The sequence below is a fragment of the Chloroflexus aurantiacus J-10-fl genome (assembly GCF_000018865.1).
GTDB classification, from domain to species: domain Bacteria; phylum Chloroflexota; class Chloroflexia; order Chloroflexales; family Chloroflexaceae; genus Chloroflexus; species Chloroflexus aurantiacus.
In genome coordinates, this window is sequence record NC_010175.1 from 4,967,324 (window position 1) to 4,992,967 (window position 25,644).

General features: G+C 58.4%; 18 protein-coding genes and 1 tRNA gene. 8 read left to right on the forward strand and 11 right to left on the reverse strand.

Annotation, left to right across the window (positions count from 1 at the left end; genetic code table 11):
- The first annotated feature begins 514 nt into the window (after nucleotides 1–514).
- Nucleotides 515–1,162 (forward strand): hypothetical protein, encoded by a 648-nt coding sequence (locus tag CAUR_RS19580; RefSeq protein WP_012259562.1) that lies wholly within the window; start codon nucleotides 515–517, stop codon nucleotides 1,160–1,162.
- A 460-nt stretch (nucleotides 1,163–1,622) separates the two neighbouring features.
- Here the strand turns inward: CAUR_RS19580 and tgt are convergent, their stop codons facing one another.
- The 8 genes from tgt to accB all read right to left on the reverse strand — a co-directional run bounded on the left by tgt (nucleotide 1,623) and on the right by accB (nucleotide 9,725).
- Complete coding sequence (gene tgt, locus CAUR_RS19585) at nucleotides 1,623–2,840, reverse strand: tRNA guanosine(34) transglycosylase Tgt (protein ID WP_012259563.1); 1,218 nt, start codon at nucleotides 2,838–2,840, stop codon at nucleotides 1,623–1,625.
- 115 nt (nucleotides 2,841–2,955) lie between these two features.
- Nucleotides 2,956–4,587: a flippase gene (locus tag CAUR_RS19590; protein WP_012259564.1), complete on the reverse strand. Its 1,632-nt coding sequence runs from the start codon at nucleotides 4,585–4,587 to the stop codon at nucleotides 2,956–2,958.
- Nucleotides 4,584–5,369 (reverse strand): ComEC/Rec2 family competence protein, encoded by a 786-nt coding sequence (locus tag CAUR_RS19595; RefSeq protein ID WP_012259565.1) that lies wholly within the window; start codon nucleotides 5,367–5,369, stop codon nucleotides 4,584–4,586. The genes CAUR_RS19590 and CAUR_RS19595 overlap by 4 nt, the downstream gene beginning before the upstream one ends.
- Nucleotides 5,370–5,444: 75 nt before the next feature.
- Nucleotides 5,445–5,825 carry a RidA family protein gene (locus CAUR_RS19600; RefSeq protein ID WP_012259566.1) on the reverse strand — a complete coding sequence of 127 codons (381 nt, stop codon included), beginning with the start codon at nucleotides 5,823–5,825 and terminating at the stop codon, nucleotides 5,445–5,447.
- 16 nt (nucleotides 5,826–5,841) lie between these two features.
- Complete coding sequence (locus CAUR_RS19605) at nucleotides 5,842–7,800, reverse strand: hypothetical protein (RefSeq protein WP_012259567.1); 1,959 nt, start codon at nucleotides 7,798–7,800, stop codon at nucleotides 5,842–5,844.
- A 17-nt stretch (nucleotides 7,801–7,817) separates the two neighbouring features.
- Nucleotides 7,818–8,015 carry an exodeoxyribonuclease VII small subunit gene (xseB, locus tag CAUR_RS19610; RefSeq protein ID WP_012259568.1) on the reverse strand — a complete coding sequence of 66 codons (198 nt, stop codon included), beginning with the start codon at nucleotides 8,013–8,015 and terminating at the stop codon, nucleotides 7,818–7,820.
- Nucleotides 8,008–9,201 (reverse strand): exodeoxyribonuclease VII large subunit, encoded by a 1,194-nt coding sequence (gene xseA, locus CAUR_RS19615; RefSeq protein WP_012259569.1) that lies wholly within the window; start codon nucleotides 9,199–9,201, stop codon nucleotides 8,008–8,010. The genes xseB and xseA overlap by 8 nt, the downstream gene beginning before the upstream one ends.
- Nucleotides 9,201–9,725 carry an acetyl-CoA carboxylase biotin carboxyl carrier protein gene (accB, locus tag CAUR_RS19620; RefSeq protein WP_242604991.1) on the reverse strand — a complete coding sequence of 175 codons (525 nt, stop codon included), beginning with the start codon at nucleotides 9,723–9,725 and terminating at the stop codon, nucleotides 9,201–9,203. Before accB ends, xseA begins: the two co-directional genes overlap by 1 nt.
- Nucleotides 9,726–9,917: 192 nt before the next feature.
- Between accB and CAUR_RS19625 the strand changes: the two genes are divergently transcribed.
- Entirely contained in the window at nucleotides 9,918–10,139 is a 222-nt protein-coding gene (locus CAUR_RS19625; protein WP_015909488.1) for a YgaP family membrane protein, read from the forward strand.
- A gap of 467 nt (nucleotides 10,140–10,606) precedes the next feature.
- On the forward strand, nucleotides 10,607–11,155 hold the full coding sequence (locus CAUR_RS19630; protein ID WP_015909489.1) for an RNA 2'-phosphotransferase: 549 nt from the start codon (nucleotides 10,607–10,609) through the stop codon (nucleotides 11,153–11,155).
- Between the two features lie 249 nt (nucleotides 11,156–11,404).
- Here the strand turns inward: CAUR_RS19630 and CAUR_RS19635 are convergent, their stop codons facing one another.
- The gene (locus CAUR_RS19635; protein ID WP_012259573.1) at nucleotides 11,405–12,490 is read right to left on the reverse strand and encodes a polyprenyl synthetase family protein; all 1,086 of its coding nucleotides are present in this window, start codon (nucleotides 12,488–12,490) and stop codon (nucleotides 11,405–11,407) included.
- 450 nt (nucleotides 12,491–12,940) lie between these two features.
- On the opposite strand from CAUR_RS19635, the gene CAUR_RS19640 reads away from it, so the two are divergent.
- A complete protein-coding gene (locus tag CAUR_RS19640) occupies nucleotides 12,941–13,540 on the forward strand; it encodes an RNA polymerase sigma factor (protein ID WP_012259574.1) in 600 nt (199 codons plus the stop codon).
- A gap of 12 nt (nucleotides 13,541–13,552) precedes the next feature.
- Nucleotides 13,553–14,437, forward strand: coding sequence for an anti-sigma factor domain-containing protein (locus tag CAUR_RS19645; RefSeq protein WP_012259575.1), 885 nt, complete (start codon nucleotides 13,553–13,555; stop codon nucleotides 14,435–14,437).
- 369 nt (nucleotides 14,438–14,806) lie between these two features.
- On the opposite strand, the gene CAUR_RS19650 is transcribed toward CAUR_RS19645, so the two are convergent.
- Nucleotides 14,807–16,204, reverse strand: a complete 1,398-nt coding sequence (locus CAUR_RS19650; protein WP_242604992.1) for a transposase — start codon at nucleotides 16,202–16,204, stop codon at nucleotides 14,807–14,809.
- Nucleotides 16,205–18,428: 2,224 nt separating this feature from the next.
- Nucleotides 18,429–18,505, reverse strand: a tRNA-Arg gene (locus CAUR_RS19655).
- 56 nt (nucleotides 18,506–18,561) lie between these two features.
- On the opposite strand from CAUR_RS19655, the gene CAUR_RS19660 reads away from it, so the two are divergent.
- The 3 genes from CAUR_RS19660 to CAUR_RS19670 all read left to right on the forward strand — a co-directional run bounded on the left by CAUR_RS19660 (nucleotide 18,562) and on the right by CAUR_RS19670 (nucleotide 25,363).
- Nucleotides 18,562–19,452 carry a dienelactone hydrolase family protein gene (locus tag CAUR_RS19660; RefSeq protein ID WP_015909491.1) on the forward strand — a complete coding sequence of 297 codons (891 nt, stop codon included), beginning with the start codon at nucleotides 18,562–18,564 and terminating at the stop codon, nucleotides 19,450–19,452.
- Nucleotides 19,453–19,527: 75 nt separating this feature from the next.
- Nucleotides 19,528–22,272, forward strand: a complete 2,745-nt coding sequence (locus CAUR_RS19665; RefSeq protein ID WP_012259578.1) for a heavy metal translocating P-type ATPase — start codon at nucleotides 19,528–19,530, stop codon at nucleotides 22,270–22,272.
- 676 nt (nucleotides 22,273–22,948) lie between these two features.
- Nucleotides 22,949–25,363 (forward strand): penicillin acylase family protein, encoded by a 2,415-nt coding sequence (locus tag CAUR_RS19670; RefSeq protein ID WP_012259579.1) that lies wholly within the window; start codon nucleotides 22,949–22,951, stop codon nucleotides 25,361–25,363.
- Nucleotides 25,364–25,644: the final 281 nt, after the last annotated feature.

The following is a 25,644-nucleotide window of genomic DNA, read 5'->3' on the forward strand; positions in this document are numbered from 1 at the left end:
GTGCAGGATCAGGGTAATGATTGGCTGGTGTGTCATGACCTCTATCCTGCCAGATTTGATATTACGTGCTGCACCCCTCTGATAAGTGGAAGTCAGGCTTCGTGCCCACCGTGATCGGTACATTTATACAATGGTTTAGAGTACGCCGACTCCGCATCTTCAGATGATTGCCTGAACAGGTGTCTCAGATGTATTACAATATACTGTACGGCTATTCTGCATACAACGCGAAATTCTGCAATGAAAGAAGGCCACGATGCAGCAACAAACAGTATTCGCGTTTATCCTCATTCTTACTTTCGTGATCGTTGTTACGATATCCGGTGTTCGTGTTCTCATTGCCCAGAGAGCCGGCATATACGCACCACCGTCTACCCTCAACTGCACCACGCATACAAGTAATCTTGATCTGACGACAAATCAGGTTACGCCAGTAGTCGGCAGTATGGTTCAGATTACTGTTACCTTGACCAATGCTGGTTGTGGGTAGATTGGGCAGCCAACCTACCAGCTTTTGCTTGAACCGTCATCGATCCTGGCGCCGATCTCACCGCTCTCGATCACACACTATCGGGCTTTAGCAAGTGGAGAAAGCGATACGGCTTCGTTTCAGTTGCAAGCAATCGGGGTCGGTGAAGTGGCATTACGGGCTACGGCGAGTTTTGAGGTGCATCTAGGGTATCCCGGCCCGGCATACTGGGCATTCGATAGTTCACAACCGTTGTCGGCAACTGTTCCACCAACGCATCAGGAAGTTGTTGTATTGCAACAGGCAGCGTATGAGATCGGGTGCTACCAACAAGTTGATACGATCAACGACTCGACCTATCAATTTCAGTGTACCGGCGGCGCCGGTGAGACGATAGGAGCTACACTTGAGCGCTTTACCGACGAGCCGGCTGCTCAAGCTGCCTTTACTGATAGGCGAGACACCTTACCGTTGGTCACATTTCGCTGTTATGACGCTTTTACACGAGCGATGGACGATCCCGCAGGCACTATCCAGCACATCTGGCAGGCAGAGTCGTTGCTTGTGACGACGTATCACCAACGCATGACCGATACGCTTACGTTGTCAGATGCGGTGTATCTCGCAGCCGTGCGTAATGGCCTGCTTGTGGCGTGTGATCGGGTGTTTGTGCCGGTTGTGCAACGGCCGTAACACCTTCGATCCATCTGTGTACGAGGCATGTTAGTGTTATATCCAGCATTGAGATGCGACACGCCCCTACCCTCACCCGCCCCCGCTGAAGGAGGTAACCACTGGTGAGGAGATGAGCGCACCGCAGGCGTGCGCTCCTGGCTCGCGGGGATTGCTGGTGTCAGTGACGAGCGCGCCGCAGGCGCGCGCTCCCAGCTCACCAGTAATACCAGTGCTTGCGCACCGCAGTGTGGTGATCGTGTGGCGGCCTTCAGGTGACGTTAGACAGTGTGCCGTGATAAACCTGATTTGCTGGGAGTGGTTTTATCGATAACCGGTGCGTTTGCGGTTGATAGCCTCTCCGTATCGCGAGGGCGGGCAGGCAGAGGTGGGGTGGCTTGGGCATCGCCGAGTGTATCGTGTCTGATGGCGATGCCCATTCCACCCATCATGATCCGGTCGTACTGGGGATGAGGAGAGGCTATTCGGGCGACGGTAAAACCGGTAGCGGTTTGCCCAACCATTCGGTGTAGAGTTCGCCGAAGCGTCCGGCAGCCAGGGCGCTGCGGATGTCGGCCATCAGGTTGAGCAAGAATGCGACGTTGTGCAGGCTCACCAGTCTGATGCCGAGTAGCTCTTTTGAGCGGTAGAGGTGATGGATGTAGGCGCGTGAGAAGTGGCGGCAGGTGTAGCAGGGGCAGCCCTCTTGCAGTGGCTGCCGGTCGTCGCGGAGGGCGGCGTTGGTGACGTTGAGCCGCCAGTTGCGCTCGCGGTTGCGGATCAGGGCTGCCCCGTGGCGGCCAAGCCGGGTTGGGCTGACGCAGTCGAACATGTCGATCCCACGCGCCACCCCTTCGAGCAGGTCGTCAACGTCGCCGACGCCGAGCAGGTGGCGGGCCATGCCGTCGGGCAGGTAGGGCACGGTCATATCAACCACTTCGTACATCTGGGTTTTGTTGGCACCGAGCGAGCCGCCGATGCAGAGGCCGTCGAAGGCCATGTCGCTGATGTAGCAGGCGCTGGCCCGGCGTAGATCGGGGAAGATGCCGCCGTGGACGATTCCGAAGAGTAGTTGATCGGGGTTGGGTAAGGCCGACCGATCCCGGCGTTGGTGCGCGATCAGGCAGCGCTCGGCCCAGCGGTGGGTGCGGGCCATGCTTTGAGCGGTATAGTCGTAGCCGGCGCGAAATGGTGGCAGTTCGTCGAAGCAGACGATGATGTCGGCGCCGAGGTGGTGCTGTACTTCGATGCTGCGTTCGGGGGTGAAGACGTGGCGTGAACCGTCAAGGTATGACTTGAAGATGACCGCCTCTTCGGTGACGGTAACCATGTCGTTGAGGCGCGTGGGATGGGCAGGACGACGACCTTTCACTTCATCGGCAATCCCGCCGTAGACGAGTGAGAAGACCTGAAAGCCGCCACTGTCGGTCAGAATCGGGCCGTTCCAGCCCATGAAGCTGTGCAGGCCACCGTGACGGGCGATCAATTCGTGGCCGGGCTGGAGGTAGAGGTGGTAGGTGTTGCCCAGAATGATCGATGCGCCATGGTCACGGAGTTCGTGGGGGGTGAGGGATTTGACGGTTGCCCGCGTGCCGACCGGCATGAAGACCGGTGTGGCGACCGTGCCATGGGCAGTTTGGAGAAGACCGGCGCGAGCGCGGCTCTCTGGATCACGAGCGGTGATGGTAAATGGTGCCATACAGTTTATTTCGTAGCTGATACGACTATCAGGTTGTTATCAACACAGGTCGGTATTATACCCGACTACCATCGCTGATCAACAATAAGTGCTATTGTCCCCACCTATCACTTCGTCAGGGTGCTGTCCGACCGGCAATTCGCCGCGCCAATGCCAGTTCTTCGGCACCGATGGCCCCCAGCATCCACAGGCCGGCAACGTAGACAACCGGGCCGATCAGGATGGCACCGACGCTGCCCAGCCAGCCCGGTAACCAGAGGATTGCCGGCGCCATCGCGACTGCCATCAGCAGACTGGCGAGGGCCGGGCGCCACATGAGCCGGTGTATCGCCGGTGCCAGACCCTCACGGCGTAACACCGGATGAAAGACCATGTACAACACTACTTCCGACAAGATGGTGATCACCGCCGCTGCCAGCAGAGCGTCTTGCGGGCGGCCCCACCGAATCGCGAGTGGGATCGCGATCAGGTTAGCGGTCAGGTTGAAGGCCGCACCGATTACAAAGGCACGGGTGATTGCCGTCTGGCGCTCAATCGCGATCAAGACGTACTGTAACAACCCGTTGACAAACGAAAGGGGGAGGAACCAGGCCAGCACTGCCAGAACCGTCACCGAGGGCAGGTATTCGGCGAAACGACGGCGGGCGAAGAGCCAGACCAGATCGTCGGCCAGGACGGTCATGAGCATCGCCAGCGGAAACGCGATGAGTAAGAGGAGATGGAGGGTGCGCTGTTGGGCGGACGCCAGTTCGCTCCGTGCACCACCGGCCCGACGCGCTAGCAGCGGGAAAACGGCAAAGGTGACCGCAGGCGGTAAGACCAGGGCGATGTTGAGTAACTGATACGGCAGAACGTATTGCTGCACCAGAAGATCGGCATTACTGCCGCCAAACGCCCGCACGATGAAGAGATCAAAGCGAAAGAAGATAACGCTCAGCAGATTATTGAGCATCAGCGGCAGGGCTTGCGGCACGAGCTGGCGGAGCGCTGTGCCATCGAAGCTCAGGGTTGGGGTGAAAAAGGTGCGTACCTGCAAGGCCAGAAAGATGAGCGCGGTGATCGAGCTGACGAACACTGCGGCCCAGGCCAACCCAATCACTCCCCAGCCCAGCACGAGGACACCAATTCGGGCCAGAAAGCTGAGGAGCGCGGTAAACACCTCAATGACTGCCGGTACCTCCATGCGTTCGGCGGCATTGTAGAGAGCGGTGACCGCGCCGCTGTAGGCGCCCGGTACCAGGGTCAAGAGTAGAATCCAGATCGCCTGCTGCCCCTCGTTGGTGAGAGGTTCGCTGAGGCCAAGTGTACCGATAGCGTGATAGGCAGTGATGACCAGCCAGGCGACCGGCACGGCAGCCACGCCGATCAGGATGAGGCGCAAGCCGAGCGTAACCCCGAACAGGCGTTGGGCGGCGTTCGGATGGCGGGCGACTTCGCGGATGAGCAGGACACCCAGTCCGAATTCGGTAAATGTTGCCAGGTACTGGGCGACCAGCAGGGCAGCGGTGTTGTATGCGCCCAGGGCAGCCGGATCGAGTGAACCGACCAGGAGGAGCAGGATAACGGTATCCAGGCCGCGCACAAACAGCCGTAAGCCAAAGGTGATGGCGCTGTTTTTGAAGATACGGCGCGCAGTGTTGGCCGGGTCGTCGCGATACAAACGCCGCCAGAGTATGGCACCTGCACCGAGGATGAGCAGGCCGGCACCGATAAGTAACAAGACCAGAGTCAAACGATCAATATTCATGGCAATTGTGTTGTGATCTTGATTGCACGACCATCACTGATCAGGCGGATTGCGCCATCGAGTTTGGGATGGTATACCTGCGGTGCCAGTTGTCGGCGTTCGTACAGCGTGTGGAGCGCCGGTTCAGCGGCTTGAAAACCGGTACTGAAGGCTACCGCCTGCACACGGAGTTGATCAAGCAGCGGGTTGTCGATAGGGCGCTGCCAGGGATAAATCAACAGATCGATTGGTTGACCGGCCAGGGTAGCGAGGGCCGCATCACCACTGCTACCACCGGTATGGATGAGAACACGGATCGCACGATACTCAAGAGCAAGCACAGCCCCACCCTCTTCCCCCTCGTGGACGGCCAGTACCCGCAGCCGGGTACCACCGAGATCAAGCTGTTGGCCGGGCTGTAAATGGCGAATGGGGACTGCCAGATCGTGCAATACCGCACGCCATTCACCGCCAACGTCTGCCGGTGCCAGCGCCAGCGTCGGTTGATAGCGACGTAATGCGCCTAACTGCCCAGGCACACGCTGATCGTCGATCCGGGTTAACACCACAGCCGCAAGTCGACGCTGCCAGAAGGGGAGATATTTCCCCAGCTCAACCGCCAACCCTATTGGGTCACGGCCACCATCAATGAGCGTAAACGAACCGCCGGGCGATTGAATGAGGATTGCATCGCCGGCGGTTGGCAGCAAGATCACGTGCAAATTCCCGTCAGGACGCTGGTGCCAGGCCAGCACCCCGATGATTCCGATCAGACCGGTAAACCACCACAGCCGCTGTTGCATATTATTCTCTGGTTCACTATACGTGTGTGCTCTGTATAGTAAACCGGACAACAGCGGCAAACGTTGCAGTGGATTTCAGGCTAATGCAATAACTTCGATCTCGATCCGGGCATCGCGAGGCAAACGCGCCACCTGTACCGTCGAACGGGCCGGTGGTGCATCACCGAAATGTTCGGCGTAGGACGCATTCATCGCGGCAAAATCGTTCAGATCGGCAAGGAAGACGGTGGTCTTCACAATGCGATCGAGCGAGCTACCGGCGGCCTGGAGGATCGCAGCGATATTCGCAAAAATCTGCCGGGTCATTGCCCCAATGTCGTCGGTGATCAGTTCACCGGTAGCCGGATTGATCGGCAACTGCCCGGACACAAAGATCAGATTACCGGCCCGAATGGCCTGTGAATACGGCCCAATTGCTGCCGGAGCAGCGTCGGTACTAATGGGTGTGCGTTCCATTGGTGTCATACCTCGCTTAACGTAAGAGCCAGAACCCAAGCATCACAAAGATATTCCAGATCACAGGGAGTAGACCACCGAGGATCACCTGTGAACCATCCCATTCGTAGACTTCAACCCACAGCGCTGCCGTGACCCAATAGGCAATAGCCAGCGCGCCAAACCAGAAGAGAGCAGCTAACCAGGGCAGGTTGATCAGCAGACATACCAGCGCCAGCAGCATCGGCAAGAGGCGCGGCATCTGCACAAGCGGATAGAAGGCAAAAATGCGCGCCTGATCCTCTTCGTTGGTGAAATTGCCGTGGATCAGGAACGAGATTAGCACAATCAGCGGCCACTCCAGCAAACCGGCCAGCCAGAAAGCGAGACCGCCGAGGATCATCCCCATATCTGGCCAGCGATCCCCGTCGATCAACGCCGGGAGCGAAAACATCAAACCAACCGGCAACGACACCAGCAGCATTGAGCGGGCGGCGGCCCAGAGCAGCGAACTGATCGAACGCTCACCAGCCGCGAGTTCTACGGCCATGGCTTTGATAGTGGCAACCGGCTGTCCGATCAGTTGCAGGTTTGGCGCAAACGCTGTCGGTTGAAAGCGGGGTATCTCTTTAATCGGTGGCAGATGATTCAACCGCTCGGCACAACGAACGATCAGATCGGCCCAGTTGGTCATCGTTCCGACCAGAATAACTCCCGGCTGCCACCTGCCGCTGACGATGAGGCCACACAAACGACAAAACCAGGGCAGGCGTGAGGATTGGACAAACGCGATCTGCTTGCCAAAACCCAGATCGATCACCTTGCACGCCTGTATCTGTGTCCAGGGGATGACGATACTGAGGCGCCGTCCCTGTAATCTCCGACTGTAGCGCATGGTCAGGCTCTGCTGGCCGGCCACGGCAACCACCGGTACTGCGGCAACGATAGCAATCCCGGCAATGACAGCCAGGGCAAGCATGATATGGGCAGCAATGATGAGCCAGAATGGTGCCGGTAGATCGGCACGTCCGGCAATACCAAACAATGATACGCCCACCCCTTGATACGCCTCGAAAATCGCCTTATAGACCGGATCGCGACTGACCCACAACGCAGCGGGGTTACTACGGTAGGTCGGAAAGAGCAGACTCAAAGCCCGATCCCAGTAGCTGCGGTAGTGGAGCAATGCCAGCAGCAGAATAACCGTTGCTGAGCCAAAGGTAACGATTTGCACCAACGAAAAGCGCGGCATTGTCGCCACCACATCAGGCTGGTTGGTCGGCGGCAGATTCACCGCTACTGGAGCTGCCTCGGCAGTCGACTCACCCCGGAGCAGCAGACCTAACAACGGTGAACGCCGTCGCTCATCAACCACCACCGGTTGACCGCCCTCGATACCACGAATAACCCGTGCGTTCTCTTGCAAGATGGTGTTCAACAACTGATCGAACCCATCAATATCAGACGAGATGAAGAAGGCCGGTCGCAAGGTCGTGCCGTACAGCAGACCATACACACGGTGCCAGCCGGTCAGCCGCTTGGCCCGCTTCGCCGGAATAACCAGCAGGATAAAGCGTTGCCCAGAGGCATCACCGGTCACGTGAATGTGTTGCAGGTCTTCCCAGGCAACCGGCAGCCAGCTACCGGAAAACGCGACCAGCAGACCACGACTACTCACCCGAACGGCGGGAAAGGCATTGAGCAAGACTAACGCAATCAGCAAGCCGACCAACGACCACAGCAGCACACCCAGTGCCTCACCCATCCAGAGGTTGAGGTCTTGAGGCAATGGCGAGAGCGCATCAAGCAGCGGGCGGAGCCAGGAGGTACGGCGCAACCAGACAACCAGACCTTCATTGGCTGCCAGCAAGCCGCGTGCCAGTTGGTACAGCGCACTGAACACACTGAGCAGCACAAGCAGATTCCCCAGCGTTACCAGTCCTATACGACGACGCCACGGGTAATCGTACACCTTTTCGGCAACCATGACGCTCATAAGCGATCCGCCTTTCGTCAGACATCCGCAATCTGGCGAACCCGTAATTCCGCCATATCGAGCAATTGCTGACAGGTAGCGGCCAATTCAGCACCTCGTTCGTACAGGTGCAACGCTTCAGCCAGTGACAATTCGCCGCGTTCAAGGCGTTCGACAATCTGTTGCAACTCGGCCAGTAATCGCTCGTACTGCTCAACTGGATTCGGCTCACTCATTCGTCGACTCCACAGTTGCGTGTACAATCCCGGCGCGCAGCGTCAGCGCGATGCGCTCACCGGTCTGTACCTGAGATGAATCGGTAATGACTCGCCCATCGGCGTGCTGGGCAATCGCATACCCACGGGCAAGAGTTGCCTGCGGGCTAAGCGTGTTCAGACGGGAATGGAGACCATGCAGGCGTGTGCGCTCAAGTTGAAGCCAGCGGGAAAAGGCGCGATCCAGCCGCAGCATCAGATCATCAATCGTCTGGCGGGCTGCATCGAGCCGGCGACGGGGATGATGACGCTGCAACAGTAGCCGCTGCCGGGCTACTTCACTGCGTTGGGCATCGATGCCGGTCAAAAGCGCCACTTCTGCCCGTTCACGCAGATCGATAACCCGCTGCCGCAGATCGGCGAGCGGCGGCGCGACCAGCTCGGCAGCGGCTGAGGGGGTCGGTGCACGGACATCGGCCACTGCATCAACCAGTGTCGTATCGGTCTCGTGACCAACACCGGTAATAATCGGCACCGGGCTGGCAGCCACTGTGCGTACAACCTGTTCATCATTAAACGCAGCCAGATCGTCGCTGGCGCCACCGCCACGGGCCAGAATGATCACATCGAGCGGTTCGGCGTAAGCACGCCGCAACGCGGCGACAATACTGGCCGGCGCTAACTCACCCTGCACCAGACACGGCGAGAGGATGACTTCAGCTAATGGATAGCGACGGCGCAGAATAGTGAGCATATCTTGCAAAGCAGCCGCCTGTGGCGATGTGACAATGCCGATACGACGAGGCAGAACCGGCAACAGTCGCTTACGGCGTTCGTCGAAGAGTCCTTCTGCTTCGAGACGAGCGCGCAGATGTTCCAGTTGGGCATTGAGCAACCCAACACCGGCTGGCACAATCTGATCAACGACAAACTGCAACTCACCGCGTGCCTCATAGAAACCGACCCGTCCGTGCGCCAGGACAGCGTCACCATTAGCCGGCAACAAGGCGATTTGTTCAGCTTTCGAGCGCCAGAGGACAGCCCGAATACTCGCCTGCTCATCTTTCAGCGTAAAATAGCAATGGCCGGAAGGGTAGCGTCGAAACTCTACCACTTCCGCCAGCAGCCAGATGTCGAAGAACAAGCCTTCGTCTTCCAGATGAGCACGCAGTGCACTATTGAGATCGGATACCGTAAATGCACGCATTAGAGTGGTTCGATCACCATCAGTGGTTGCCCATACTCGACCGGCTGACCATTCTTGACCAGAATGCGGGCAACCCGACCGGCCACATCGCTCTCGATCTCATTCATCATCTTCATTGCTTCAACGATACCAACCGTATCACCAACCCGAACTTCATCGCCTTCCTGGACAAAAGGTCGATCTCTCGGCGAAGGAGCAGCGTAGAACGTACCGACCATTGGTGCAGTAATCGTATGACCTGCCGGCATCTCGACCGGCGGCCCTTCCGGTGCAGGTGGCGGCTGAACAAATGGAGTGACCGGTGTAGCCGGTAGCGATGGACTGGGAACCGGTGCTGTTGGCAGTGGTGCCGAATAGATCACACCGCCGGGCTGACCACGCTTGACGTGCAGCTTCGCATTACCATTTTCAATTGTAATTTCGTAGACATCGCTCTGTTCGAGCATTTGCAAGAGCACGCGAACGGCAGCAAGACCGAAAGGATCGGGCTGATCGGCTGGCAATTCTGTTGTTTCGTCCTTCATAGCTCCCCACAGCATCATTCTGGCGAAACTACCCTATTGTATCACAAGAGGCGCTACGCTACGCTACATACCAGAATACGCCTCTCAATACCGATAAGTTATCGTCACAGCGAGTAGCAATATCTTTACCGACAACACTCACAGAGATTGTTATGCTAGGCACGAGATATGGTGTAGAGAAAGGACAAAGCTATGTTTTCTCGCAACATGGGCACACTTGATCGCGATATTCGTCTGGTATTGACCATGGTTTTTGGTCTCATTTCACTGTTTGGTCAAATATTCTGGCTCCAGGTCATTTGTGGTTTCCTGGCGTTGATTATGTTTGCTACCGCTGCATTCGCAGTTTGCCCACTGTACTCGCTGTTTGGCATCAACACCTACAAGCGAGAACAGGTAAAGAAGCGCGCCTGATCGGTACGTGTACGGTAATGGACTTCATGACGGCATCGGCTATGTGAATTATATCACACTCTCTACAAGGTTGCAGAAATCACCAACAGCCGTTCTTGAGCGTATACAGGCGGTATTGCTGCCGACGATGAGGAGTAGGGGCAAATACGCATTTGCCCCTACGTTCGTTGGTGCGCACCATCGTGTGCCATTTGCGAATATCAGCAGTGCGCTCTATGCATTAGTGTCACACGACCAAAGCTACACTACCAGATTTGACCTGATGCCTGCGCCGCCCCTACCGATGATTTGCCAACACTTCGTATGTTTTGGTATGCTGGGGAAAGCCGACTGGATCGCAGTTTCCATCCTCCGTTCGCTTGCAGGCGACCCTTCAACGGTGTACTGCACTGCAAATGACGAGACATAGCAGGCAGAGTCAGGCAGATCAATGCTCAAAGCGTATCATTCTACCTTCTAACCGACAGATGAAACAGCGCGAACTCATCCGCATCAGTAAGTTTCTCAGCCTGGTGCTGCGCCACCGTCCTGAACAGATCGGCTTAAGCCTCGATCAACACGGCTGGGCAGAGGTTGATGAACTGATCCGGTGCGCCAATCGCCACGGCTTGCCGTTGAGTCGGGCGCAGCTTGAACAGGTAGTTGCCGAAAACGACAAACAGCGCTTTGCCTTCAGTGCCGACGGTCGGCGGATTCGGGCAAATCAAGGCCATTCGCTACCGGTTGATCTACAACTGACACCGGCACAACCGCCGCCTGTGCTCTACCACGGTACGGCGGAGCGCTTCGTGGAATCGATCAAGCGTGATGGGTTACTCCCCGGCAAGCGGCAGTATGTACATCTTTCCCAAGACGAAACAACAGCGCTTACCGTCGGGCAACGCCACGGTCGACCAGTTGTGTTGACGGTGCATGCCGCAGCGATGACGGCTGCCGGTTATGTGTTTTACGTATCGGCAAATGGGGTATGGCTGACGAAGCAGGTGCCGGCAAGGTTTATTGAGTTTCCGGCATGATGGACGGGGTATCATCTGTACCGGCAGCGACACACGACCTGTGGAACGGGCTTTCGTTCCGCCTCGTCAATCGCCTGTACCACCGTTACATAACAGGAGTTGAAGAGAAGCATGTGGGCAGGCTTCCAGCCTGCCCCACGATCATTGACGATGACCACCTCTTGCCCAGAGAGGATCATTTTTCTCCCGTAGCAACACCATCACCCTCTGTGTACTCCGTGCCTCTGTGGTGAACACTGTCCCCGTGTACTACACCGAGCGCTCAAGCACAAAGTGGGCAATGTCGATCAACGCCTGGCGAGCCGGGCTGGATGGGAACCGCTCAAGGTGACTTACCGCCTGGTCGATATAGCGAGCCGCCTCGGTCTGGGCCGCAGCCACCCCACCAGCATTGATCACTTCACGGATCACCTCGGCCACCAACGTATCGGATGGTGGAGTGTGCAAAAGCACATCGCGTAAGACCTGACTCGGTGATGCAGCAGTGGCATAGATAAGCGGCAACGTAATCGTACCCTGACGTAAATCGTTCCCGGCAGGCTTCCCAAGGGTGCGCTCATCACCGATAAAATCGAGGACATCATCGATGATCTGGAAGGCCATACCCAGATCGTACCCGTAGCTCCCCAGCGCAGCAATCTCTTCATCGCTGCCGCCACCGGCAACCATACCGGCCTTGCAGGCGGCCTCGAAGAGCACTGCCGTCTTGGCCCCGGTTTTGTAGAGATACTGGCGCAAGGCTTTATCAAAAGGCTCGGCAACCGTGACCGGACTGAGTTCACCCTCACAGATCGTCTGGACAGCCTCGGCATAGAAGGTAATAATCCGTGGATCAGGGCTACGGGCCATCTCGGCGGCGGCAAGAGCAAAAAAGTAATCGCCTACCATCAGTGCCACGTCGTTGTCCCAACGCGCATGCACCGTGATCTGCCCACGCCGACGATTAGCCTGGTCAACCAGATCGTCATGCACAAGTGAGGCAGCGTGAATCAGTTCAGCCGCCGCTGCCGGATGGATCACCCGTTCAAGCTGATAGTGCCCGAGGCGTGCGGCCAGCACAGCCAGGGCAGCACGCAGTCGCTTACCACCGGAGCGCACCGTATGCATACCGGCGGCACTGATAACCGCAACACGGGACTGCGTACATTCCAGCAGACGTTGCTCGATAGCACCGAGATCGGCCAGAATGTCGGCCCGGTGGAAGATACCGGCTAGCCCACCAGCAGTCTGGGGTGGCAGTTCACCAACAAGGCGATGACTCGATGGCAGCGATGTACGAGCCTCTGGTACCGTGAATGAACCTGACGGATTGAATGGTAACTGGTAGCCGGCCATGCGGCTGTTCCTTCCTAGGATCGCCGAGCCGGTCTGGCGCCGGAGGCGACGACGATCCGGCGATTGTGGTGACTAACGCCAGATACATGGTGAGATATTCTCACCTTGTGATATTCACCACAATCTGAACTATATCATATTCATCGCGGCTGTCAAGCGAGACGTTGTCAATATAACTGTACCATAAGTTTCGTTCCTTCGGGGGCATTGCCCAGGTTGTCGCGTTTAAAACAGAATGCTACGAAGCAAAAGCAAGCGATCAGCGGCGAATAAAGGCAGGAACTACTAACAACTACTACAGCTATGCAGACGAGGTATACCCTCATTGCGTCAACGCTCACGAGCGGACAAGGGATCAGTGTATAATAAGAATCGGTAATCTTCGCACATCACCGCATTGATAGGCATCCAAATTGACGTGGTGTGCGTATATTTCATGTGAGGTTGGCTGTGGCCCAACCGATTGATGCAGCGCATCTGTCACGATTAAGTGATGAATCTCTGATGGAGCTGGTTGCTGCCGGTGATAGTACAGCGCTCGCTCACCTGTACGACCGCCATTCGCGGGCAGTGTATGGTCTGGCCCTGAGAATGCTGGCCACCGCTGAAGCGGCTGAAGAGGTTGTACAGGAGACGTTCTGGCGTGTCTGGAAACGAGCGGCCACCTTTCAACGCAACAGTGCGTTTTTGCCGTGGATGTTCGGTATTGCCCGTAACCTGTGCATTGATGAATTGCGTCGACGTCAGGCCCGACCGGTGGCTGCCAGTAACAATGAAGATATTTTGACAACGCTTACTGACCAGCAACAGAACGTTGAGCAATCAACCATTGAAACCGAACGTCGGCGGCTGATCACCAGCGCTCTGGCCGATTTACCGACCGACCAGCGTGAAGTTATTGAGCTGGCCTATTTTGGTGGCTTATCGCAGCGAGAAATCGCCGAGTATTTACAGAGTCCGCTTGGCACAATTAAGACGAGAATTCGTTTAGGTTTACAGAAGTTGAAACAGACCTTGCTTCACTACGGCATCGATGCAAACGACCACTAGAAGAGTAGCTGCATGCACGACTCTGACCGCGAACATGAACAATCTCTCCTCGCCGCAGCCGCGCTCGGCAGCCTCGATCCCACCGATCTGGCAGCGTTCGAGCAGGTGCTGGCCAGCTCACCCGCTGCCCGATCTGAATTCGAGCAGTTGCGCGAGGTAGTTGCTTTGTTGCCTTATGCAGCACCACCGGTTACGCCACCGGACCATGTCCGCACCCGCCTGATGGAGCGTATCGCCGCCGACCAGGCTGCACAGGCGCCGCCGCGACAGACACGGTCTTCGCGCCGCATTAGCACCGGCTGGGTAACACCACTGATACTGGTTGGTCTAACCCTGGTGATTACGTTGCTGGGCAGTCTGACGTTGTCATTACAACAACAGGTGATAGCCTTAAACGAGACAAATCAGCAACTACTGGCTGCGGTGAATAACCTCCAGGCAGCGGTGAATGCCAGCGAAGAACGACAATCTCAAATGACGGCACAACTGGCAACTTACGAGCAGCAGTTGGCACGTTTGAACGATCAGGTTGCCCAGGAGCGCTTATTGGTTTCGTTCGTGAGCGCACCTGGGGTGGCGACCCGTGAGCTGCTGCCAACACGGGCCGACGTTACGGCTCGCGGTGAGATGTACATGTATCCAGGTGAAACGCAGGCGGTGGTTGTGTTCAGCGGATTGCCGGCGCTCGAACCAGATCGGGTCTACCGCTTCTGGCTCAGTGATGGCACACAACGCATTGCTGCCGGCTCGTTTCAAGTCGATGCCACCGGTCTGGCGACGTTGATGGTTACGGCACCGCGCGAGGTGAATGCTTACACCGAAGTGATGTTGACGGTAGAGCCTGCTACCGGTACTGCACCGGGTGATGTCGAGGTTATTCTCACCGGGACGTTGTGATGGTGGCAGGAACGGGCGCTTTCAGATAAACACGTTCATCCTCTGGGAACGCGAGCATCAGGCTCGCGTTTTGGTTTATAACCAGGATGTGATGTTTTCAAAAAACATCTACTAAAAGTTAGCTCATTCACTCCCGACAGACTCTATGAATGTGGCGAGCATCCACAGCATCCCCGTAACCAGCAGGGTCAACGGCGTACCACGTGCCGGATCGTGAGTACGGCTGCTGCGGCAGCATGGCTGCCGCACTGGAGTTTGGCTGTTTCGTGGACGCAGGAGGGATGACGAGAGTCGGGAGCAGATGCTGGTGACTCTCGGTTGCGTGCTGATGGATGGGTCATTTGGGGGGTAGAAGGCCGCTAGACCCCCCTACGCCCTGGCCGCCGCGCGTGCGGCGTTGGTCAGGGCGATGATCGTGTGCTCTTTGTTCAGCCAATCGTCCGTGGACGTCGTCCAAAGCGACCGACATGCCGCCGTGCCCCACAGGGCGGCCCGGTCGCTGCGCCACAACGTGGTGAACCGCCACCGCTGTGCGCCCCGCCACCAGCGTTCTGGTCGGGTGGGACCACGGATCCATCCCCACGCACGGTAGCCGGCCAGCACCAGCACTGCGTAGACCCAGCCACGCCACGGCCCACTGACCACCGCTGACCGCTTGTTCCAGCACTGGTTCTGACCGACCCCAACGCCGGCGTTCAGCTCGCGATGAGCGACCTCCCGTTCCCAGCGTTGCCAGACCCAGGCCAGGATCTGCCCGACGGACAGGGGTACCACCCAGTCCGTGTCCGTTTGCACCGCCGTGACCAGCGAGCAGGCCGGCTCACGCCGTCCCAGGCGCGGACGGCGCTTCCCTCGCTGCCAGGTCGCACCACCAACCACGATCAGGACGACCGCGTGGTCAGGCACCCCGTCGCACAGGTATGGCCCGTGGACCTGATAGCGCATCGCAATCCGTCGCCCCCGCACCAGCACCCGTTTCCGCCGGAACAGCTCCTGCTTGGTGAGCCAGCTCGCGGGCTGCGGAGCACGCTTCCCGTATCGCCGCGGCCGACCGCGGCCCGTCGGCGGCGGCGGCAGCAGCGACCGACAGCGATTGCGGGCCGTGCGCACGATCAGTGCCACCTGCGCCGGCACCCCGCGCCACATCCCCACGGTGGCACACGCGCCATCAGCCAGCACCACCACCCACTGCGCAGCGCGGCCGGCCGCCGTGAGCTGCTGCCGCACCCACCTGATGCACGCCAATCCACCCTCCCATTCGTTCGCCGATGGCACGTCTGCCGGCGCGGCCTTGGGCGGAAACGCCGGCAGGAAGCGCAGGGGGATCGCCCGGGTAAACCCCTTCACCCGTGGTGGCAGCCAGGCGCAGTGGACAAACCGTTGGGCACGATGGATACCGCGCGTGACCACGGCCGTGCGGAGTGCGTGCAACCAACTTGTGCCGGGAAGGGTCAGGCTGCTCCGTGGAATCTGCGTGCTATCGATCCCGATCACATACGGATCGTGCTTGGAACACCGCTTCAGTGTCTCGCGGCAGAGACACGCGGTCAGGGTCGCTTCGTCAAACCGTGACCGACTGAACAGGCGGTAGAACGCCGTCCCGTCCGTGTCGTGCATGCCGAGTGCCAGCAGCACCTGGGTGACGGTGTGTCTGGCAAACGCAAACAGCTCGCCAACCAGCAGCGCCACGGCCCGCCGGAAGGTCCGCTCCTGACGAAACGCCGGGCGGTGGGCCGTGATAATCTGCATCAGGGTGGCGAGTAACATCGAGACAGGGGCCTGAGGGGGAGGGGCCTGCTTCCTGGGCATGGGTGCCTCCTGGCTGCTCGTCGTGGTCATAACCGTATAGGATACCATATACCATGCTGGTACCCGCATGGCACGTCCCTCCCAGAAAGGGCCAAAGTCCAGTGCGGCAGCATGGCTGCCGCACTCCAAACGCTACGGCACGCGCATGACAAGCGGGTAAAGCAACCGATCCGGCGGGTGATTTGCATCGGAGATGGTCACCGGCGCTGCTCGCCGCCATACCGGCGTGCCGTGAGCGGGATGAGCTGTCGTTGGCGATTGGCAAATGTTCATGCGCCTCGGCAACCGTCTGGTAGCACAACGGCACAGCTTTTGTGCAATAAGGTCTATGAAGTTAGCTCATTCATTCCCGACAGACTCTATGAATGTGACGAGCATCCACAGCATCCCCGTGGTCAGCAGGGTCAACGGCGTACCACGTGCCGGATCGTGAGCACGGCTGCTGCGGCAGCATGGCTGCCGCACTCCACACCGCGCCACACGCGCATGCCGCGCGGGCAAGGCAACCAATCCAAAAAGTGATGGCGCTAGAGATGAGCAGTAGCTCTCCTCGCTGTCATACCGACAGCCTGGGAGCAGGATATGCCGGCGTTGGCGATTGGTAAGCGTTCATGCGCCTGTGCGATAGTCGGGTAACACGACCGCACAGCTTTTATGAGATAAGTTCTAGCATCCCCGTGGTCAGCAGGGTCAACGGCGTACCACGTGCCGGATCGTGAGCACGGCTGCTGCGGCAGCATGGCTGCCGCACTCCACACCGCGCCACACGCGCATGCCGCGCGGACAAGGCAACCAATCCAAAAAGTGATGGCGCTAGAGATGGGCAGTAGCCCTCCTCGCTGTCATACCGGCAGCCTGGGAGCAGGATATGCCGGCGTTGGCGATTGGTAAGCGTTCATGCACCTGTGCGATAGTCGGGTAACACGACCGCACAGCTTTTATGAGATAAGTTCTAGCATCCCCGTAACCAGCAGGGTCAACGGCGTACCACGTGCCGGATCGTGAGCACGGCTGCTGCGGCAGCATGGCTGCCGCACTCCACACCGCGCCACACGCGCATGCCGCGCGGGCAAGGCAACCAATCCAAAAAGTGATGGCGCTAGAGATGGGCAGTAGCCCTCCTCGCTGTCATACCGGCAGCCTGGGAGCAGGATATGCCGGCGTTGGCGATTGGTAAGCGTTCATGCACCTGTGCGATAGTCGGGTAACACGACCGCACAGCTTTTATGAGATAAGTTCTAGCATCCCCGTAACCAGCAGGGTCAACGGCGTACCACGTGCCGGATCGTGAGCACGGCTGCTGCGGCAGCATGGCTGCCGCACTCCACACCGCGCCACACGCGCATGCCGCGCGGGCAAGGCAACCAATCCAAAAAGTGATGGCGCTAGAGATGAGCAGTAGCTCTCCTCGCTGTCATACCGGCAGCCTGGGAGCAGGATATGCCGGCGTTGGCGATTGGTAAGCGTTCATGCGCCTGTGCGATAGTCGGGTAACACGACCGCACAGCTTTTATGAGATAAGTTCTAGCATCCCCGTAACCAGCAGGGTCAACGGCGTACCACGTGCCGGATCGTGAGCACGGCTGCTGCGGCAGCATGGCTGCCGCACTCCACACCGCGCCACACGCGCATGCCGCGCGGACAAGGCAACCAATCCAAAAAGTGATGGCGCTAGAGATGGGCAGTAGCCCTCCTCGCTGTCATACCGGCAGCCTGGGAGCAGGATATGCCGGCGTTGGCGATTGGTAAGCGTTCATGCACCTGTGCGATAGTCGGGTAACACGACCGCACAGCTTTTATGAGATAAGTTCTAGCATCCCCGTAACCAGCAGGGTCAACGGCGTACCACGTGCCGGATCGTGAGCACGGCTGCTGCGGCAGCATGGCTGCCGCACTCCACACCGCGCCACACGCGCATGCCGCGCGGGCAAGGCAACCAATCCAAAAAGTGATGGCGCTAGAGATGGGCGATAGCCCTCCTCGCTGTCATACCGGCAGCCTGGGAGCAGGATATGCTGGCGTTGGCGATTGGTAAGCGTTCATACGCCTGAGCGATAGTCGGGTAACACGACCGTACAGCTTTTATGAGATAAGTTCTCGATGAACCGCTAACAACTCCAGCATTGCTGCCGGGCAAAATATGACATCAAAAAACCCACCTCTGGCGAAGTGGGTTGCTGAATGGCGACTCCGAGTGGGCTCGAACCACCAACCTTCAGCTCCGGAGGCTGACGCTCTATCCAGTTGAGCTACGGAGTCGTTTCGGTGTAGAGTATACATGATCAGCAATGAACTGTCAATGCGAGGAGGCAGGTGTGCAACGATTAAAGCGAGTTGTCGGTTGGATCGGTGCTGTGCTGGGGATCGGGCTGCTGGCGTTGATCGTGAGTATTCCGGTGGATGCGTTGATTGGGGGTGGACGGGTAGAGGCGCTGACGAATACCATCATCCCTGGTCCTGACGGTCCGATTCGGGCTTTTGTGGCCGAACCATCGACACCCGGCCCCCATCCGGCGGTGATTATGATCCACGAGTGGTGGGGACTACGCCCGGATATTATCGAGAAGGCAACGGCATTGGCTGCCGACGGCTATCTGGTCGTTGCACCTGATACATTCCGTGGTGCCAGTACCACCTGGATTCCGCGCGCAATTTACCAGGTGACAACCACACCACCAGAACAGGTGATGGCCGATCTTGATGCAGTGTTTGCCTGGTTGAGCGCACGGCCTGATGTGATCGCCGACCGGATTGCCGTGATCGGGTTTTGTTATGGGGGCCGGACTTCACTGCTCTACACATTGCACAACCCGGCGATTGCAGCTACGGGCGTCTTTTATGGGATGGCAGATGTCGAACCGGTAGCACTGCGTCAGATCCAAGGCCCAGTCCTCGGTATTTTTGGTGGCGCCGATGCTTCTATTCCGCTCAGTGAAGTGGCACAGCTTGAAGAAAATCTACGCGCTGCCGGTGTGTCCACCCGCTTTGTGATCTTTCCCGATCAGCCGCATGCGTTTGTGGGTGGTATCGAGTCGATTACTACGGGGGGCGCAGCAGGTGAGGCGTGGCAGGTGCTGCGCTCGTTTCTGGCTGAAGCGCTGCTCAATCGCCCACCAACAAGTCTTCCGGCACCATCTGGTACACTTGCAACGCAGCGGATAACCTTCTTCGGTGACATCCATCGTCGTTTTGTGTGTGGATGGTGACCGGCATTTGCAAAGACTCTCTTGACGAATCGCGCGGCGAGCAGTACAATGTTAGTAGTTCGGAAATGAACAACTATGGAGAACACAAATCTACTGGAACAACTGACGGCGCTGGGGCTTACTGAGTACGAGGCACGGGTGTACCTGGCATTGTTGACCGAGTATCCGGCGACTGGTTATCAGATCAGTAAACTGGCGGGTATTCCACGGTCAATGGTCTATGAGGCGTTAGGGCGGTTGGAAGGACGTGGTGCTGTGCTCAAATCGGTTGAAGAAAAGGCAACGCTCTACCGTCCGATTTCACCGGCAATCCTGCTCGACCGCTACGAGCGCGAGGCGCGTGAACGGGCTGAAGCACTGCGCACGCAATTGATGCCACTGTTTCACCACGAAGAGAGTGATCGGCTCTGGAACTTCAGTGGTCGGCGTGAAGCGCTGGCCGCAGCGCGTGATCTGATCGAGAGCGCTCAGCACGAGTTGATGCTGGTACTGACCGATGCCGATGTGGAAGCGCTGTATCCGGCATTGGCCGCTGCCCACGAGCGTGGGGTGGCGTTGGGAGTGATTCTGACCGGTGAAGCGCCCTTTTCGTTTGGGCAGGTTGTGCGCCACCCGAAGCGAGAGACCGAGCTGCACGGGATGGTTGAGACGCTGATCGTGGTCGCCGATGAGCGTGAATTCTTGATCGCTTCCGGTCATCTTGCCACGACCGCCACGGTGACGACTAACCGCAATATGGTCTTGATTGCGCGCCAGTTTATCTGGATGGAGCTGTTCGCCCAACGTATTTTTGCCCGTCTTGGCGAAGATTTGCTGGCCCGCGCCTCGATCCAGAAGATCGCCAGGTTTTGCACTCGTAATCAATGCCCGGCCCGCCAGTGGAGAGGAGCTATACAAATGATTACGACTTCGCGGGTTACTCCTCGACGGCTGTTTACCCAATTCTTCCAGGATGAAACCCTGGAACCGGCATTTGTGGTGTTGACGCTGGTTGGGATTGTTGCCGGTATCTGGCTGGAGGGTGCGCAGGCACCGGCTGGCCTCATTCTGGCGGTTCATGTTGCCACCTACTTTTTCGGCGGCTTTTACGCGGTGCGCGCCATTATTGAGGCGCTCAAAGAATGGAAAATTGAAGTTGATCTGCTGATGGTGCTGGCTGCATTGGGGGCGGCTTACCTCGGCGAATTCAGTGAGGGCGCCATTCTCCTTTTTCTCTTTTCGCTGAGCAATGTGTTGCAGGTGTATGCTATGCGGCGCACCGAGCAGGCGATTACGGCGCTGATGCAGCTCCGGCCCGACCGGGTCAGTATCCGTCGGCACGACCGCGAGTACGATGTTGCCATCGAAGAGGTGCAGGTTGGCGATGTGATGCTGCTGCGCCCCGGTGACCGGGTGCCGCTCGACGGGGTGATCGAGCGTGGTGCGGGTACGTTCGATGAGTCGGCGCTCACCGGTGAGTCGATGCCGGTACACAAGGGGCCGGGCATGACGGTGTTGGCCGGTACGCTCAATCAGACCGGTGCGCTTGAGGTGCGGGTGACAAAACCGGCCAGTGAGAGCACGCTGGCCCGGATTATCGCTATGGTGAGCGAGGCGCAGTCGCGCAAGGCACGCTCGCAGAGCTTCCTGGAACGCTTCGAGCAGCGCTACGCGATTGGGGTGATTGGGGCGGTTGCGCTGTTCATTCTGCTGATGCCACTGTTCAGCGGCGCGTCGTTCACCGACATATTCTATCGCGGAATGGTGCTGTTAACCGTCGCGTCGCCATGTGCCCTGGTGATCAGTGTGCCGGCGGCATTGTTGAGCGCGATTGCGGCCGGTGCCCGGCGGGGCGTCCTCTTCAAGGGTGGCGTGCATCTCGAAGAGTTGAGTCGGGTACGGGTGATTGCCTTTGACAAGACCGGCACGCTGACCTTTGGCAAGCCGGTGCTGACCGATCTCGTGCCGATGAACGGCTTGAGCGAACATGAACTGCTCACGATTGTCGCCCGTGCCGAACAGCCGTCAGAGCATCCGATTGCGCGGGCCATTTTGCAGGCGGCTGAAGAGCGTGGGATTGCGATTGTTCCTCCAGAGCAGTTTGTCGCAGTGACCGGGATGGGTGTGCGTGCGCTCTGGGATGGGGGAGAGACGCTGGTTGGTTCGCCACGGCTCTTCCGCGAAGCCGGGATTGAGGTACCCGCGAACTTGCTGGCGCAGGCTGATGATCTGATGAAACAGGGGCGGGGGAGTGTCCTGTTTGTATGGCGCGATCAGCAGTGGTTGGGGCTGGTAGCGGTGATGGATCGCGAACGGCCTGACGCAGCCCGGCAGATTGCCGCTTTGCGCGCAGTCGGTATTGAGCGGATCGTGATGCTGACCGGTGACAACCCGCAGGTGGCTGAAGCAATGGCCCAGCGCTTGGGGATTGATGAGGTGTACGCCGGGCTATTGCCGGCTGACAAATTGCAGCGTGTCGAGCAGCTCCGACAGCGCTACGGTGGGGTGGCGATGGTCGGCGATGGCGTGAATGATGCACCGGCGCTGGCAGCAGCAACGGTAGGCATCGCCATGGGAGCGGCCGGTACCGATGCGGCACTCGAAACTGCTGATCTGGTCTTGATGAGCGACGATCTGAGTGCTATCGTCTACGCTCTGCGGTTAAGCCGCCAGACGCAGCGTGTTGTCTGGCAGAATATCGTATTTGCGCTGGCGGTGGTCGTGGTGCTGGTGCTGACGACATTGACTGTGGGGGTGCCACTGCCGTTGGGTGTGGTTGGTCACGAGGGAAGTACGATTATTGTGGTGTTGAATGGATTGCGGTTGTTGATCTTCCGCTAGCGGGTGTGATGGCCCATGCCACAGTGAGAACGCTAACTTGAATAGCGTGTGGCAGGCACGGTACACCTGCAGAACGCGACATCTGCACCACGCGAGTGTTTGCCTGTTGCACCGGGTCATAGTAGGGGCGCACGGTCGTGCGCCCCTATCGATATGTTAGCGGTACGCCTCGTCCTCGCCAGGATTACCATCGGGGCGGGTTCTGTAGGGGCGGGTTCTGTAGGGGCGGATTTCTATAGGGGCGGGTTTCTATAGGGGCGGGTTTCTATAGGGGCGGGTTTCTATAGGGGCGGGTTTCTATAGGGGCGGGTTTCTATAGGGGCGGGTTTCTATAGGGGCGGGTTTCTATAGGGGCGGGTTTCTATAGGGGCGGGTTTCTATAGGGGCGGGTTTCTATAGGGGCGGGTTTCTATAGGGGCGGGTTTCTATAGGGGCGGGTTTCTATAGGGGCGGGTTTCTATAGGGGCGGGTTTCTATAGGGGCGGGTTTCTATAGGGGCGGGTTTCTATAGGGGCGGGTTTCTATAGGGGCGGGTTCAAAACCCGCCCCTACAGGCGGTGTATGGGCCTGATCCGCGCTCAGGTCACCACCATCATCTACCATCTGCACCTCAATATAACAGGTGTGCTACAATACGCACCACATTCAGAGATCGCGAACATACAGAGAGGCAACAATGCGGTTGCAACGACGCTTCATCGGCTGGATAGCGCTACTGGTACTGGTTGTCGTGGTGCTTGGTGGGAGCGGTGGTTATCTCTGGCTAAGCCGCTCGCTCCCGCAAATCAGTGGTGACATACGAGTACGCGGGATCAGTGGGCCGGTCACGATTGTGCGGGATCGCGATGGCGTTGCCCACATTACCGGCACAACCGATGCCGATGCCGTCTTTGGGCTGGGATTCGTGCATGCGCAGGAACGGCTCTGGCAGATGGAGGTACAACGGCGCATCGGGCATGCCCGTCTGTCGGAAATCTTCGGCGCAACCACCCTGCAAACCGATAAGTTTCTGCGCACCCTCGGCGTCGCCCGCGCCGCCCGGAGTGCGCTCGAACGTCTCGACAGCGAGACGCTGGCGTGGTTAGAGGCGTATGCCGCCGGGGTTAATGCGTTCCTGGCTACGAATCCGGTCTTGCCGCCGGAATTTTTGATCCTGGGCGTGCAACCTGAGCCGTGGCAGCCTATCGATTCGCTGGTATGGGCCAAGATGATGGCCTGGGACCTCGGTGGCAACTGGAGCAATGAATTGATGCGGGCAACGCTGATCGCAAAGATCGGGCCTGAAGATGCCGCTTTTCTGATGCCGCCATATACCGCTGATGGCCCGCTCATTATGCCCGCCGCCGGGGTTGTCTCACCAGCGACGGCTGCCGATACACCTCACACGCCTCTTAAGCCGGAAACAACCCGTCGCATGCTTGATCTCGCTCAGGAGCTTCAGTTTCTCAATCGCATCGGCGACCAGTTGGCCGGTTCCAATAACTGGGTCATCGGCGGGAGCCGAACGGCCAGCGGCAAACCATTACTGGTGAATGATCCGCATCTCGCCAACCGCATACCCTCGATCTGGTACCTGGCCCACATCCAGGGGTCAACCATCAACGTCATCGGCGCGACCTTTCCCGGTCTGCCGGTAGTGGTGATCGGGCATAACGGACGGATTGCATGGGGGGTGACGAACACCGGCCCGGACGTGCAGGATTTGTACATCGAGCGGATTGACGCTCGAAATTACGCCGAGTACAACGGCAGGCGTGAACCGGTCACGCTGATCAGCGAAGTCATCACTGTTAAAGACTCTGAGCCGGTGACACTCACGGTGCGGATTACCCGCCATGGCCCGGTGATCAGTGATGTGCTGGAAGATGTAGACGAGCCGCTGGCCTTTCGCTGGACGGCCCTCGACCCTGAAGATACAACCTTACGCGGATTTATCAATCTCAACCGTGCCCGCAACTGGCAAGAGTTTGTGGCGGCCCTCAGCGACTACAAGGCGCCGATGCAGAGCTTTGTGTACGCCGATGTTGAGGGGAATATTGGTTTTTACGCGCCGGGGCTGGTTCCGATCCGGCGGAACGGTGATGGTAGCGTGCCAGTACCGGGTTGGACGGATGAGTACGAGTGGATCGGCTACGTCCCATTTGCTGAACTGCCGCACATTTACAATCCACCGCAGGATTACATTGTGACTGCCAACAACCAGGTGGTGGGTGACGACTATCCCTATCTGCTGGGGACATCGTGGGCAGCGCCGTACCGTGCCCGGCGGATCATCGAGTTGATCGAGCAGAAATCGGCGCTGACGGTTGCCGATATGCGCACGATGCTCGGCGATGTGGTATCGCTGCATGCGCGTGAATTGTTGCCGATACTACGCGAGGTGACCCCGAACGGGCCGCGTGAAGCTGCGGCCCTGGAGTTGTTACGCAGTTGGGATGGCACGATGGCCGGTGACAGTGCGGCGGCAGCAGTATTTCAGGGGTATTACCATGCCCTGCTCGAAGCGGTCTTTGCCGACGAACTGGGCGAGTTCTTCAGCGAGACGTATCGCCATCGGCGCGATTTTGCAGCCATGGCGCTGCGTCGGGTATTGCTGGAAGGCCGGCAAGAGTGGTGCGATAACGTCAATACCATCGCGACAACCGAGGATTGCGCCACAATCCTTGCCACTGCGTTCAGCAAAGGGTTAGCGGCGATGGCGACGGCACAGGGTGAAGAAGATCCAACTCGCTGGCGCTGGGATCGAGTTCATCAGGCTGTCTTCCCCCACAACCCGTTCAGTCAGGTCGGAGCGCTGCGCGGCATCTTCGAGCGGCGGGTACCTACCGGCGGTGATAGTTTCACCGTCAATTTTGCGCCCATGCGGCTGAACGAAGGATACTTGCAATACAATGCACCATCGTACCGCCAGATTATCGATTTCGCCGATCTGGCGGAGTCGCGCTTCATCCACACAACCGGCCAGTCCGGTAACGTGCTGAGTAATCGTTACAGCGATTATCTGGCGCTGTGGCAACAGACTGGCGACATACCAATGCGCTTCAGCGGCACGATTGACGGCGAGCGATTGGTGTTGCAACCGGATCGGTAACGATACCCTGCGAAGCCGGTCTTGCACTACAGAGGCACAGAGAATACGTAAAACTCTCTGTGTCTCGATGGTTTTATTTGCACCGCAGAGGCACAGAGGACACTGAGAGGGGTACAGGTCATAGCGTGCTCGATGGTGGGAGAGGCTACCGGCCTGCCTACCAGGGTCACGTACCGGCACGGGTACGCGCTGCGACTTGCGCCCTGCCGGTGCGTGCGGTAGACGCGGTAGCATGGCTGCCGCACGCCAAACGATGCGCCACGGGCGATCCAGGTAGGGAA

What these genes read in the sequence shown, in the direction of transcription:
- CAUR_RS19600 (WP_012259566.1), bottom strand. Translation starts at nt 5,825, where the DNA reads ATGGAACGCACACCCATTAGTACCGACGCTGCTCCGGCAGCAATTGGG.
- accB (WP_242604991.1), bottom strand. Translation starts at nt 9,725, where the DNA reads ATGAAGGACGAAACAACAGAATTGCCAGCCGATCAGCCCGATCCTTTC.
- CAUR_RS19650 (WP_242604992.1), bottom strand. Translation starts at nt 16,204, where the DNA reads ATGTTACTCGCCACCCTGATGCAGATTATCACGGCCCACCGCCCGGCG.
- CAUR_RS19635 (WP_012259573.1), bottom strand. Translation starts at nt 12,490, where the DNA reads ATGGCCGGCTACCAGTTACCATTCAATCCGTCAGGTTCATTCACGGTA.
- tgt (WP_012259563.1), bottom strand. Translation starts at nt 2,840, where the DNA reads ATGGCACCATTTACCATCACCGCTCGTGATCCAGAGAGCCGCGCTCGC.
- CAUR_RS19670 (WP_012259579.1), top strand. Translation starts at nt 22,949, where the DNA reads ATGCGGTTGCAACGACGCTTCATCGGCTGGATAGCGCTACTGGTACTG.
- CAUR_RS19645 (WP_012259575.1), top strand. Translation starts at nt 13,553, where the DNA reads ATGCACGACTCTGACCGCGAACATGAACAATCTCTCCTCGCCGCAGCC.
- xseA (WP_012259569.1), bottom strand. Translation starts at nt 9,201, where the DNA reads ATGCGTGCATTTACGGTATCCGATCTCAATAGTGCACTGCGTGCTCAT.
- CAUR_RS19590 (WP_012259564.1), bottom strand. Translation starts at nt 4,587, where the DNA reads ATGAATATTGATCGTTTGACTCTGGTCTTGTTACTTATCGGTGCCGGC.
- CAUR_RS19665 (WP_012259578.1), top strand. Translation starts at nt 19,528, where the DNA reads ATGGAGAACACAAATCTACTGGAACAACTGACGGCGCTGGGGCTTACT.
- xseB (WP_012259568.1), bottom strand. Translation starts at nt 8,015, where the DNA reads ATGAGTGAGCCGAATCCAGTTGAGCAGTACGAGCGATTACTGGCCGAG.
- CAUR_RS19625 (WP_015909488.1), top strand. Translation starts at nt 9,918, where the DNA reads ATGTTTTCTCGCAACATGGGCACACTTGATCGCGATATTCGTCTGGTA.
- CAUR_RS19630 (WP_015909489.1), top strand. Translation starts at nt 10,607, where the DNA reads ATGAAACAGCGCGAACTCATCCGCATCAGTAAGTTTCTCAGCCTGGTG.
- CAUR_RS19605 (WP_012259567.1), bottom strand. Translation starts at nt 7,800, where the DNA reads ATGAGCGTCATGGTTGCCGAAAAGGTGTACGATTACCCGTGGCGTCGT.
- CAUR_RS19595 (WP_012259565.1), bottom strand. Translation starts at nt 5,369, where the DNA reads ATGCAACAGCGGCTGTGGTGGTTTACCGGTCTGATCGGAATCATCGGG.